General features: G+C 68.5%; 14 protein-coding genes and 1 tRNA gene. 8 read left to right on the top strand and 7 right to left on the bottom strand.

The window, feature by feature from the left end:
- Positions 1–227: 227 nt before the first annotated feature.
- Entirely contained in the window at positions 228–425 is a 198-nt protein-coding gene (locus BCD49_RS43705; RefSeq protein WP_007506770.1) for a hypothetical protein, read from the bottom strand.
- An 87-nt stretch (positions 426–512) separates the two neighbouring features.
- Here BCD49_RS43705 and BCD49_RS25545 point away from each other — a divergent pair, with 87 nt between their 5' ends.
- The 3 genes from BCD49_RS25545 to BCD49_RS25535 all read left to right on the top strand — a co-directional run bounded on the left by BCD49_RS25545 (position 513) and on the right by BCD49_RS25535 (position 4741).
- A complete protein-coding gene (locus BCD49_RS25545; RefSeq protein ID WP_007506772.1) occupies positions 513–1661 on the top strand; it encodes a lipocalin family protein in 1149 nt (382 codons plus the stop codon).
- A gap of 445 nt (positions 1662–2106) precedes the next feature.
- Positions 2107–3345 carry an ABC transporter substrate-binding protein gene (locus tag BCD49_RS25540; protein ID WP_007506773.1) on the top strand — a complete coding sequence of 413 codons (1239 nt, stop codon included), beginning with the start codon at positions 2107–2109 and terminating at the stop codon, positions 3343–3345.
- A gap of 259 nt (positions 3346–3604) precedes the next feature.
- On the top strand, positions 3605–4741 hold the full coding sequence (locus BCD49_RS25535; protein WP_007506774.1) for a hypothetical protein: 1137 nt from the start codon (positions 3605–3607) through the stop codon (positions 4739–4741).
- A 111-nt stretch (positions 4742–4852) separates the two neighbouring features.
- Here the strand turns inward: BCD49_RS25535 and BCD49_RS25530 are convergent, their stop codons facing one another.
- Together BCD49_RS25530 and BCD49_RS25525 are read right to left on the bottom strand one after the other, a co-directional pair.
- Positions 4853–6079 (bottom strand): amidohydrolase family protein, encoded by a 1227-nt coding sequence (locus tag BCD49_RS25530; protein WP_027141365.1) that lies wholly within the window; start codon positions 6077–6079, stop codon positions 4853–4855.
- 357 nt (positions 6080–6436) lie between these two features.
- Positions 6437–6859 carry a GNAT family N-acetyltransferase gene (locus BCD49_RS25525; protein ID WP_007506776.1) on the bottom strand — a complete coding sequence of 141 codons (423 nt, stop codon included), beginning with the start codon at positions 6857–6859 and terminating at the stop codon, positions 6437–6439.
- 476 nt (positions 6860–7335) lie between these two features.
- Between BCD49_RS25525 and BCD49_RS25520 the strand changes: the two genes are divergently transcribed.
- The 3 genes from BCD49_RS25520 (at position 7336) to BCD49_RS43230 (ending at position 8767) form a co-directional block, all read left to right on the top strand.
- Entirely contained in the window at positions 7336–7671 is a 336-nt protein-coding gene (locus tag BCD49_RS25520; protein WP_007506777.1) for a hypothetical protein, read from the top strand.
- A 197-nt stretch (positions 7672–7868) separates the two neighbouring features.
- Positions 7869–7942 (top strand) — tRNA-Ile (locus tag BCD49_RS25515).
- A 324-nt stretch (positions 7943–8266) separates the two neighbouring features.
- Entirely contained in the window at positions 8267–8767 is a 501-nt protein-coding gene (locus BCD49_RS43230) for a hypothetical protein (protein WP_007506778.1), read from the top strand.
- Here BCD49_RS43230 and BCD49_RS25510 read toward each other — a convergent pair.
- The 3 genes from BCD49_RS25510 to BCD49_RS25500 all read right to left on the bottom strand — a co-directional run bounded on the left by BCD49_RS25510 (position 8764) and on the right by BCD49_RS25500 (position 10828).
- Positions 8764–10020 (bottom strand): tyrosine-type recombinase/integrase, encoded by a 1257-nt coding sequence (locus BCD49_RS25510; RefSeq protein ID WP_007506779.1) that lies wholly within the window; start codon positions 10018–10020, stop codon positions 8764–8766. The genes BCD49_RS43230 and BCD49_RS25510 overlap by 4 nt on opposite strands.
- Positions 10020–10283, bottom strand: a complete 264-nt coding sequence (locus BCD49_RS25505) for a hypothetical protein (protein ID WP_007506780.1) — start codon at positions 10281–10283, stop codon at positions 10020–10022. The genes BCD49_RS25510 and BCD49_RS25505 overlap by 1 nt, the downstream gene beginning before the upstream one ends.
- Positions 10284–10531: 248 nt before the next feature.
- The gene (locus BCD49_RS25500; protein WP_007506781.1) at positions 10532–10828 is read right to left on the bottom strand and encodes a hypothetical protein; all 297 of its coding nucleotides are present in this window, start codon (positions 10826–10828) and stop codon (positions 10532–10534) included.
- Between the two features lie 126 nt (positions 10829–10954).
- Between BCD49_RS25500 and BCD49_RS25495 the strand changes: the two genes are divergently transcribed.
- The gene (locus BCD49_RS25495) at positions 10955–11320 is read left to right on the top strand and encodes a helix-turn-helix transcriptional regulator (RefSeq protein WP_035931934.1); all 366 of its coding nucleotides are present in this window, start codon (positions 10955–10957) and stop codon (positions 11318–11320) included.
- A 45-nt stretch (positions 11321–11365) separates the two neighbouring features.
- Here the strand turns inward: BCD49_RS25495 and BCD49_RS41045 are convergent, their stop codons facing one another.
- Positions 11366–11542 (bottom strand): helix-turn-helix domain-containing protein, encoded by a 177-nt coding sequence (locus BCD49_RS41045; RefSeq protein ID WP_035931936.1) that lies wholly within the window; start codon positions 11540–11542, stop codon positions 11366–11368.
- A 110-nt stretch (positions 11543–11652) separates the two neighbouring features.
- Between BCD49_RS41045 and BCD49_RS25490 the strand changes: the two genes are divergently transcribed.
- On the top strand, positions 11653–12048 hold a 396-nt coding region (locus BCD49_RS25490), incomplete at its 3' end, for an IS5 family transposase (protein WP_241832397.1).

Genomic DNA, 12048 nt, shown 5'->3' with positions numbered 1-12048 from the left:
AGGGCTCACAGACGGGCATCGCAAGACGCTCGCCACACGGACCCATCCGAGCCAGGGACCTGGTTCTCACGTCCGCGCCGAGGGTGGGAGGTGGAGGGTGACGCGTGGTGGCGGCGGTGGGCTCGGCCTCGAGGCGCGCTCCAGTCCGGCGCTGGGGCCTCCCCAGGGCCGCCTGACCAGACGACGACCTTTCCACCGACACGGCGAGGAACAGAAGAAAAGGCGGCTCATGTCCCCGAACGGTGCCGGGTGACGCCGGCGCCCAGGGCCGCGCCGCGCACCAAAACGCCGAAATTCCACAGGTAACCCGGCGCGGCGAGCATTCCGCCCGCCGCGAGATTCCAGGCTTCCGTGCCGTCGATGCCGGCTGCGCGGAGGAACCGGCTGGATGCGTGTTCCACACGGAAGAGGCAGCCCCCCTCCACGGTGGTACTCGCTTTCAGCCGGCCTTCAGACGAGGAACGACACCATGTTCCTCGTCCCCCGCTTCACCCATTCCAGGGAGGCAGAGAATGAAACACGCCCTCACTCGTTTACCCTTCGAACGACGCCGACACAGACGCTTAGCGGTGTTCCTCGGGGCACTGTTCGCGCCGCTCCTGCTCGTCCTGCCCGCACAGGGCGTGTCCGCCGCCACGCCGCCGGTCTCGCTGCCGGCCGACGAGGCGGCGCACCCGGACTCCGCCATGGAATGGTGGTACTTCACCGGGCACCTCCAGGGCACCGACGTCTTCGGCGGGCACCATGAGTACGGGTTCGAAGAGACGATCATCCGCTTGGACGCGCTGGCGACCGCGCCGGCGGCGTCGGCCTACGACGGGCAGCTCGCGATCAGCGACATCACCCGCGGCACGTTCAAGCAGAACATGTCGATGTTCTCCCTCCAGCCGGACGTCATACCTCCCGGTGGGGGCTTCAACAACACCGTCGGCCTGATCCACATGGACGGCAAGAACCGGGTCAACCACCTGACCGGCGGRTTCGCTGACCTCAGCTACTCGGGTATCAACCTCGCGCTGACCCAGTCGACGCCGACCGCCCTGCACGGCAACGCCGGCGTCATCCCGTACGGCCCGTTCGGTGAGTCCTATTACTACTCGCAGACGAACCTCAAGGCCAAGGGCACGCTGTTCGACCACGGCCTGCTGGTGAACGTCACCGGTATCGCCTGGCAGGACCACCAGTGGGGCCACTTCGCCGCCGGTACCGGCGGCTGGGACTGGTTCAGCATCCAGCTGTCGAACAACACCCAGTACATGCTGTATTACATCAAGAACGCGAGCGGGCAGATCGTCCAGACCGTCGGCACCCTGGTCGAGGCTGATGGCAGCACGACCAACCTCAACCCGTCGCTGGTCACCGAGACGCCGTTGGGCACCTGGACAAGCCCACACAGCGGGCACGTCTTCGACCAGAAATGGCGGGTCAACGTGCCCGGCGGCACGCTGACCATCACGCCTCAGCTCGCCGACCAGGAGCTGTATGTCCCGGGGATCGCGAACGCGACCACCGGCTCCTACTGGGAGGGCTCGTCGGCCGTCACCGGCACCATCAACGGCCAGTCCGTCACCGGACAGGCCTACGCCGAGCTGACCCCGACCTTCGACATGTTCACCAAGGGCTTCATCTTCGACGCGATCAAGCAGGCGCTCGGGCTGTAGCTCTTCGGTCGGAGGCCGCCCGCATGGCCGTTGGTTGGTCGCCGCGCACAGCGGCGGCGCCACGGCGATGACGTCCTGATGACGACCTGAGGTGGCGGGGCGGGGCGATGCGGAGACGAGCACGGCGGGCACCATGCCCGCGCCCGTCTCTCCGCTCGCCCCGCCCTGTCCGGCCGGCCCATGGGCCGGCCGCGACCGAGGGTCGGGTGCCGGGCACGTCACCGCCCTCTCGACCTGAGCACTGCCCGATCGGGAAAAGTCCGGGCCGCCCGCCGGGATCCGGCGGGACGCCACCTGGGAGTGACGCATGCACGTGGGGCGCGACAGAGGTAACTCATACCGACGGCCGGAAGCGTTAGGCGAGCTACGCTCCGCCGATCATCCTTCGATTTCGAGGAATCGCCGGTCCTTGCCGCGGACGGCGCGCCGACGGCGGCATCGTGACGTGCTGTCCCTCGTACTGGCTCTCGTGACGCTCACCAGTTGCGCCATCGGGACGGAGAAAACCGAGCGGACCGCCAACGCGGGTTGCGACGCGCCTGGGGTATCCCCCGGCGCCATCAAGGTAGGACTGATGTACCCGAACACGGGAATCCTCTCCGAGGCGTTCACACCGGCGCGCAGCGGCGTCGAGGCCCGGATCGGCCTCGCCAACCAGACCGGCGGCATCAACGGCCGCAGGGTCGACCTGGTCTGGCGCGACGACGCCGGCGCGGCGGACACCAACGGCCTGACAGCCAAAGACCTCGTCGAAAAGGACCACGTCTTCGGCCTCATCGAGCTGAGTACCGCCGTCTCCGGGTCCGCGGACTACCTGGACCGCAACGGCGTGCCGGTGACCGGTCTCACCGCCGAGTCACTGTGGAACGATCACGCCAACATGTTCTCGTTCTCCTACCTGTTCGCCAAGGGGACCGCGGTCACCACCGTCGGCCAGTACGCGAAGGCCCAGGGCGGCACGAGGGCCGTCGTGCTCGAGGACGCCGTCGGCGGCCCCACGGGCGAGATCGCGGACCAGCTGACGGCCAGTCTGAAAAGCCAGGGCATCGATGTCGTCCGGCGAATCGGTCTGACGACCGGTTGGAGCAGCGCGTCGTGGGCGGCCGACGAGATCATCGCCAGCCAGGCGGACGTCATCGTCGGCACCGTGGCGATGAGCAGCATCGCCGAGACGCTGGCGGCGGTGCGTGCCGAAGGCGGCAACCCGAAGGCCGTGTTAAGCCCGACCGGCTACAACCCGGACCTGCTGCGCGAGCAGGGGCCGGCCATCGCCGGCTTGACGATCTGGCTCAACTACACCCCGTTCGAGTCCCAGTCGCCGGCCATTCGCCGTTACCAGGAGGCGATGGCCGAGTTCGCCCCCGAGCTGGACGCACCCGACCAGGAGGTCGCGGTCGCCTCCTACATCAGCGCGGACCTCTTCCTGCGCGGGCTCGAGGCCGCCGGCCCCTGCCCCACCCGCCAGGCCTTCATCACCAACCTGCGGAAGGTCACCGACTACGACGCAGGCGGCCTCGTCCCCGGCACCATCAACCTGTCCCAAAATCGCGGCAAGCCCAACACCTGCTACGCCTTCGTCCGCGCCAACGCCACCGCCGACGGCTTCGACGTCGTCAGGGACTCCAAGGGGTCGGGCCAATGGTGCGGCCAGCTGATACATGAACCGGCCGCGGGCAATGAGTGACCAGCCCGGTTCATCTGGAGCACCAGGTCAGCCTCCGCCGCGAGCAGCGGGCGGAAGCTTCCGGCGCGACCGGGCGAACAGCTTCCGGTTGTCGTCCGGTAGCCACATGTGCCACCGTCCCGCCTCGTCCGGCTCGTTCTCTGCCGGTGCCGATGCCGGTGCCGTGGCGGCCGCCGCGCGGTGGCCGCTCGGTGGCCGCTCGGTGGCCGCTCGTGCCGGCACGGGCGCTCCCGCTTCCCGACGCTGAGAGGAACCCGCGGTGCTCATTCCTTTTGACGACTACCCGGTCCACCAGACCGCGCTGCCGCTCGCGCACGCCGGCGACGGCCACCCCGACCAGTACGACCGGTTCTGGTTCAACGGCTACGACGAGAACATGTACTTCGCGGTCGCGATGGGCTTATACCCGAACCGGGGCATCATCGACGCCGCGTTCAGCGTCGTGGCCGACGGCGTGCAGCGCTCGGTGTTCGCCTCCGGGCGCGTCCCGCTCGACCGCACGCAGACGAAAATAGGCCCGATCACGATCGAGATCGTCGAGCCGATGCGGATCAACCGCGTCGTCGTCGACGCGCCGGAGCACGGCCTCGTCGCGGACCTGACCGCGACGGCCCGCACTCCCGCGTACGAGGAGCCGCGCCAGACCCGGCACGCCGGCACCCAGCTGACCATGGACGTCACCCGCGCCACCCAGCTCGTCACCTGGGCCGGCACGCTCTCCGCCGGCGGCCACGACATCCCGCTGTCGACGCCCACCTACGGCACCAAGGATCGTTCCTGGGGAATGCGCGGCGTAGGCGACCCGACGCCGGGGGCGCCGCGCAAGGTCCTGCCGCAGATCTTCTTCCTCTGGGCACCGCTGAACTTCGCCGACGTCGGTCTGCACTACCTGCGGTTCGAGGACGCGCTCGGGGTGCCGTGGTCCCAGACCGCGGCGATCCTGCCGGTCATCGGCAACCATGCAGCGGTGTTCGGCGCCGACACCGGCATTCGCACGCTCAGCGGCGCCCGGCACGACGTGCGATGGGCACCCGGCCTGCGCCGATCGGAAGGAGCCACGATTCTCCTTGCCCCGGGTGACACCGCGGAAGCCCCAGGCGACACCGTCGAGCTGGAACCGATCCGCACATTCCGAATGAAGGGAGTCGGCTACCTGCACCCCACCTGGGGACATGGGAAATGGCACGGCGAGCTGGCCGTCGGCGGAGAGGCGCACAAGGCCGCCGACCTCGACACGCTCGCCTTCGACACCGTCCACATCCAGCAGGTCATGCGTGCGACGTGGGGCGAGCGCACCGGTCTCGGCGTGCTCGAGCAACTCGTCGTCGGCCCCTACGCACCTGGCGGCTTCACCGACCTGCTCGACGGCGCCCCGGCCAGGGTCACGGACCTTTGAACGCCAGCCCGCTCTGCCCCGGCCGCCCGGCGAGCCACTCGGGATGGCCCGCCGGGGAACGAGCGGCGGTGACGGCGCGCTGGCGCGCGGCGGTGACGGCGCGCGTCCGCTCTACAGGACCTTCGCGAGCGGGTCGACTCCCATCAGCGCGCCGAGGTTGCCGCCCATGATCTTGCGCTGCTCGTCGACGGTCAGACTGTCAAGCTCGTCGATGAACGTCACCGGGTCGAACAAGCCCTCCGGGTGCGGATAGTCGGAGCCGAACAACACGTTGTCCGCGCCGAGCACCTTGACCAGGCCGACCACGTCCTCCTCGTGGAACGGGTGGACGTAGACGCAGCGGTGCCAGGCGACCATCGGGTCTTCGTCGAACAGGTCCGGGGTGCGCTCGTAGAGCTTCTCCAGCTGCGTCACCAGCGGGCGGACCCAGGAGCTGCCGTTCTCGACCGGCAGGAAGCGCAGCCCCGGGAACCGAGTGGCCAGGCCGTGTCCGAGGATCGAGGCGATGACGTCCTTGATGACGCGGTGCTCGCTCATCACCAGCTCGGCGAATGCGGTCCGCCTGGACTTGAACGGCAGGAACTCGGCGGACGCGCCCTCCCAGTCGTTCAGATAACGCTGGAAGCCGTCGTCCGAGGCGTGCATGCCGACGACGATGCCGGCCTCCTCGACCCGCTTCCAGAACGGGTCGAACTCGGGCAGCGCGAACGAGCGGCGCTGCCCGCCGTAGCCGGGCACGGGCGCCGGTCGGACCAGGATGGCGCGGGCCCCGTGCTCGATCACCCAGTCCAACTCGCGCAGCGCCTCGTCCAGGATCGGCAGCGTGATGACGGGCGTCGGGAAGATCCGGTTCTCGTAGTTGAACGTCCAGTGCTCGTGCATCCACCGGTTGAGCGCGCGGACCACGATGACCGTGGCCTCCGGGTCGTCCGCGAGGCGCTCCTCGAGCAGGCTCGCCAGCGTCGGCCACATCATCGCCCGGTCGATGCTCAGCTCGTTCATGAGCTCGAGCCGGTCCGCCGGGTTGAAGTACGCCGGGATCGACGGCACGTAGCGCGGCGGCGGGGCGACCTGGATGTCACCGGCCTTGGTCTTCGACGACGGGTTCTTCAGCCGGAACTCGAGCTCCTGAGCTCCCGGCGGCGCGACGACGTTGAACGTCGGGTTCGGGATGTACTCACTGATCTGCCCACGGAGGGCGATCTTCGTCCGGTTGCCCACCTGGACGTACTTCACGAGCCCGTCGTACTCCGCCGGCAGGTACTTCGTGAACGCGTCGGTGGTCTCGTACATGTGGTTGTCCGCGTCGAAGACCGGAAACTCGATCGACCGCGACAAGGCGATCACATCCTCTCAGCGCGTCCAACATCACGTGATGGTGGTCACGGTAGTCGACAAAGTCAGACGTCGTCTAGTTTTTCCAGCCCGAGCTGGACCGTGGTGCCCGGACCGGATGCGTGGGCCGCGACCCACCCAGGCTGGGAGTACCCGAGCCGGTCGGAGGAACCAGGTAGGTCGGAGGAACCGGGTAAGAGGAACCAGGTAGGAGGTGATCGGTCGGACCGTCCTCGGACCGCCCTCGGGCACCCTCGAGCACCCTCGGCACCGGTGCCCGGCGGGTCCGCGCGAGGCAGGCGCCAGCCTTGATCTTCGGCGACGATCGTTCCCCGGCTCGCGCCAAGGCCTCGACCCGAGCTAGGTCCGCGCCCTTCGCTCCAAGTACGTTTCGTCAGGTGCGCCGAAGCCGTGCTGCTTGTACAGCCCGTGCGCGTCCGCGGTGTGCAGCATCCATCGGAAGTTCACGCCGGGGCCTTCGTCGATCATCGCCGTCACCAGCGCCTTGCCCAGCCCCCTCCCACGCACCCGTTCGACGATGAACACGTCCGCGAGATAGGCGAGCGCGACGCCGTCCGAAAGGGCCCGCGCGAAGCCCACCAGCTCCCCCGTGCTCGTCTCGTAGACGCCGACGACCCGCCAGGCACCGTCGAGCTGGGCGTCGACATCCGCGCGTCGCCGCCACCGACCCCAGTAGGCGCTCGTCGACAGAAACGCCCAGACAGCGTCGCGGTCGACCCGGCCCAGGTCGTCGTCGAGCTCGAACCCCTCGAAAACCGTCATGCGGCCCGACTCTGTCAGAACCCGCCAACCATCCGCACACGGATTTCGGTGCGAGAGCCGCGCGGCAGACGGTGGCCGGTCTGGGCGAGCTACCAGCGCGCGCCGCGGGAGCATTCTCGAACGATGATCACGGCGATCCTGATGCCCGGCCCGGCGGGGCGGCGGCCCGACGGCCCGGCGGCCCGGCGGCGAATCCGGCCGCTCGGAAGCGGGATGCCGCCGCACGGCCTCTGGCAGCCGAGCCCGGTTTGAGCAGCAGGCACTCGTGTGGCTCCCGAGCCGGGTCACCATCGGGCACTGCCGGTGCCGGCCAGACTCTCGGTGCCGGCCGCAGGGCGCCGGCATAGCCGCCGACCTGGGCGGAAGCGATCTGGCCAGGTCGGCGGCGATGCGCCGAGATCCGGCTCCCAAGACAGATCGTCGCCTGTCGTCCGCGTCACTTGACAGCATGATCTGCCACCGCCAGGATCGAATGTATGTTCGATCTCCTCGGGGTCCGGTCACGCACTCGCATCGCCCACGAAGGCCGGGTCACGCCCGCCCCCCGGGTCCCGTCGCAGATCAACACCGCCCCCAGGCCCCTCGCGGCCAGGCCGTCGACCGACCTGCCACCGAGTGTGGCCCGGATGGCGGCGCGGACAAGACTATCGGCGGAGCTGCTTGCCGCCATCATGGCCGTCGACGGGCGATCCCGAGCCACCCTCGACGACATGGAACGCGCGGACGCGCTGGCGGACGCCCTCCTGGCCCGTCGACGCCAGCGAGTCGGCCGGGCGCACCCCGAACTCGTCCAGGCGAGTCACCGCGGCTGACGGACCCGGCAAATTCCACGAACCGGTGGATCTCCGCCGGCACGGGCGCAGACACGGGTCCGCGAAGCCCTAGGTGCGGCGAGCAACGACACGAACCAGTGCTCAGCGTCCCACCCAGCCAGCGGTACTCCCCGCGCAGGATCGCTGACCAGCCGGTACGACACGACACGGCTGTAGTCGGTACGCTACGTCAGCCTGGGGCGGTAGCTCAGCCGGTCAGAGCAGGGGACTCATAATCCTCCGGTCGTGGGTTCGAGCCCCACCCGCCCCACACTCACTCTGTGTAGTTTTCGCAGGTCGCTGCTCCCAAGTCGATCAGGGGCGGCGACCTTTGATCATTTCTGGCAGCCACGCTGGCAGCCACACGTTCCGTTCGGGTCGCGAAGGCTTCAGGCTCGGATCGCCGCCAACGCGGCCACCCCCTCCAGTTCGTGTCGCGTTCGTCACATCTGCTGGACGCACGCAACCTTCAGTCCGCCTCCAGCACTCCGACCAGGCGTGATTCCCACTTGACCATCACACCCCACCCCGTAGAGAAACAATCCCACTGCTACGGTGACGCAACATCACAACTCGATAGGTATGGAGAACCGGGATGGCCAAGCGCAACGTCGCGCTCTCTCTGCTCGTGGTCGAACTCGGCGCGATTGCGCTACTTGTGGCTTCTCTGATCTCATTCGACTGGCATCAGCTCTGGTTCGCTCTGTCAGTCTCGATCGCGATCCCGTGTTGGYTGCTCGCCGTCAAGGCGCCTTCTACTTGCGGCGTGACAACCCAGCGCGGCACCCCGTGCCGTAACCGGACGGTCGGCGTACTATTTGGATGCTCCCAGGCGCCCGGCGGAGGCCATGTCTGGGCGAAATTCTTCGCTCGCTTCGGATGGCATCCTCACCAGCCAGTCCCGGCCGACGCTGAGAACTCCGCATCACCTTCAACACGTGGCTCGACCAGTCCCGACGGAACCGTTCTGACTGCTCACCAGCGCGGCATCGTGGTTGTCAGACTTGAAGAAGACATGCAAAGCACCCTTACCTTCTGGATGACGGTTGTCGCGACCCTTTCAGGAGTCATCTCGACCGCCGCCATATTTGCCTAGTCGGAGGTCTGGCCGTCGTCCTCTGGGTCCCAGAGGACCGAGCCGATGCCGTCGGCGGCGTCCCGTTGCATCTCTGGGATGACGTGGCTGTAGGTGTCGAGGGTCAGGCTGATCTGCGAGTGGCCGAGGATCTCCATGGCGACGCGGGCCGGGGTCCCCTGGGCCAGGAGCAGCGTGGCCGCGGTGTGCCGGGCGTCGTGAAGCCGGGCGTGCGGGACGCCTGCCTGTTCGAGAAGGCGCTTCCAGGTGGCCCAGTCGCGAGCAGGGTCCAGGGGACAGCCGTTTGGCTGGGTGAAGACAAGGTTCCATTCGTTCTTCCAGAGGTCGCGAGCGTGCTCCGCCGCTTTCCTCTGTCGGTCGCGCTGGTCGCGCAGCGCCCGGACGAGCGGCCTCGGGAGGGTGATCGTGCGCCGCCCGGCGCGGCTCTTGGGTGCGACGAGGACCAGGCCGCCACCGCCGACACGGGACGGGCAGCTTCCCGCGCGCTTCTTGCCGCACGGCGTGTCGCCGCATCCGTGCTGCCAGGGCCGGCGCTGGAGGGCTTGGCGGACCGCGATGGTTCCTCGGACGAGGTCGACCGCGTCCCAGGCCAAGCCGAGCGCTTCGCCCTGCCGCAAGCCCAGCGAGAGCGCGACCGACCATCGCGCCGGATTGACGTCGTCGGCCGCGACCTTGAGGATCTGCCGGGCCTGCTGGGCCGTCAGCGGTCGGATTTCATCGCGTTGCACGGCCGGCGCGTCCACCAACGCGCAGACGTTGCGAGCGACCTTTCCGCGTTGCACAGCGACCTTGAGTGCGCGGCTCAGAATACGGAAGCACTGCCGAACGGTCGCCGGGGCAAGGCCCTCGGCGAGCAGCTCATCCCGCCAGGTCTCGACGTTCTCAGGCTGAAGCGCTTCGAGCTTGTAGCCGCCCAACGCCGGAATGATCCGATGGTTGACCTTGCTCCGGTACCCATCGAGCGTCGACGGCCGAACCCGCGCCGGGGCGATGTGCTCGACCCAGAACGTCACCCACTGGCCGACCGTCGGCGGCTTCTTACCGGTCGTCACCGCGACGACGACACCGTCCTCCTGCTGCCGACGTAGCTTCCGAAGCTTCTCGGCCACCTCGGCGCGGGTCCGGCCGGACAGGTACTTGCGTTGGCGCTTGCCGTCCCTCCAGCCCAGGTCGACCGACGCGCGCCAACGGCCATCCGGCGACTTGTAGATTGCTCCCTCGCCAGCGCCGCGGCGTCCCTTGCGCGCAGCCATCAGGCCACCTCCTGCCGGTCGTTGGAGGATTCGCGGGCCACCTCGGCCAGGGCGAGTGCGTACCGGGCGGCCGCGATGGTGAATTGGTCCGTGCGTCCGGCGACGATTTCCTCCGCGACGAACCGCAGAGCGCCGCAGGCGTAGGAGTACCGGGCGTCGAGCGGGTAGTGGGCCACTTCGGCGCGCGCTCTGGTCAGCTCTGCCGCCGTGGGGCGGTAGTCCACTGAGTCGTTGGCGAACGGGTCGGGCCTGTTTTCGGGCATGACGATTCGAAGCTCCTTGCCGGAAAGAACGGACCTGAGCGCCGGGCGCGGGTGTCGCTGCCGGGCGTCGGTGGGCATTCCGTTCTCTGGGCGGAGGGAGGATCTGTCGGGGCGCCGGCCGCGTCCAGGGCGCTGCGCGTCGCTGCGCGATCGGCCTTCGGCCGACCCTGGACCCGTCCGACACCCCGACAGCTTTGGAAGCCGCCAGAGAGCGGAAAAAAATGGGGGTGGTGCAGGCAGGGGTGCCGCTACGGGCGGGAGACGCCCGCCGCCGCCGGGTCCGTCGAGGGCATCGCGTCTGCGGGGACGAGGGCCGAAGCGCCCGGCACGCGCCGGAAGACCAAGACCACGTCGATGTCGCCGAAGTGCTCGGTGAAGAAGGCGTCCGGTGGGAGGTCCGCGAGGATCGCGACCAGGTCGCCGATGTCGGCGCCGGGGCGGATCGTCAGCTCGTGGCCGGTGTCGGTCGCCTGCGTCGAGACGAGCGGCGAGTCGTCACCGGGGGTGCGCCACGCGCCGAAGCCGCCGGAAGAGAAAATGGGCATAGGGCTTCGCTCCTTGTGGATGCAAGGGGTGGGGTCTAGGTCTCGGCGGGTGTTCCAGCACCCGTCGGGACCGCTAACGGCTACAGTAGGCATTAGCTACTGGCTCGTCAAGCTATGATGCAGCCCATGTCGACGATCAAGCTCATGGGTGCGGCGGAGATCGCGCATCTCCTCGACGTGAGCCCGTCGCGGGTCCACCAGATCCTGCGCGACGACTCGACCTTTCCCGAACCCGTGGCCGTGCTGAGCATGGGGAAGGTGTGGAATGCCGACGACGTAGATCGGTGGCACGCCGCTCGTAAAGCGCCTCGGCCGTCCAGAGACCAAGGCAAGGCGGAAGAGTGGAGCCTAGACGATCTACGCCAGGCGCTTGACCGATACGAACGACTACTCGTGTCCAGCGGGAAGGCGCCCAACACCGTCCGGACCTATCTGGATCACCCCCGACGCTTCCTTCGATGGCTAGCCGGCGACTACGACCCGATGAGCTGAGCGTTCCCGAATCGGTCCTTGCGGTCCGCCGCTCAGCCAGCACGATCACGCTGCTTCTCCGCCGAGGCCGCGGAGCCGGGCGACGTAGCTGTCCAAGGCGTCGCGTGGAATGCGTCGAGCCCTGCCGATGCAGATCGATTCGAGTTCGCCGGACGCGAGGAGTTCGTAGACGGTGGAGCGGCCGAGGCCGAGTAGTTCGGCCGCCTCAGCCGGAGTCAGCAGGAGCTTAGAGCCTGTCCTGAATCTTGATGTTGTGGGCTGGCCGTGGCCCGTTCCCGATCTTCGCGGTGTGGTGGCGTGAACGGCTGGGACGGGCTGGTCACGGTCGGGACATGGGACGATCTCGCCGCTATCCCTCGGATATGTCGGATGAGGAGTGGGCGTACGTGGCGCCGCTGTTGCCGCCGGTTCCGAAGGACGGCCGGCCCGAGAGCCATGACCGGCGCGACATCGTGGACGCGATCCTGTACGTGGCCCACAACGGGATCGTGTGGCGGGCGCTGCCGGCGGACTTCCCACCCTGGAAGACGGTCTACGGCTTCTTCGACCGGTGGAAACGCAAGGGCGTCGTCATCCGGGTCCACGACGGGCTGCGCGACCAGTTGCGCCAGGCCGAGGGCCGCCGGCCGCGGCCGACCGCCGGGGTGATCGACTCCCAGTCCGTGAAGGGCGCCCAGACCGTCACCCACCCCAGCCGTGGCTACGACGCGGGCAAGAAGGTCAACGGC

It is taken from the genome of Pseudofrankia sp. EUN1h (genome assembly GCF_001854645.1).
GTDB lineage: Bacteria > Actinomycetota > Actinomycetes > Frankiales > Frankiaceae > Pseudofrankia > Pseudofrankia saprophytica.
This window is presented reverse-complemented; position numbering and strand designations above follow the sequence as displayed.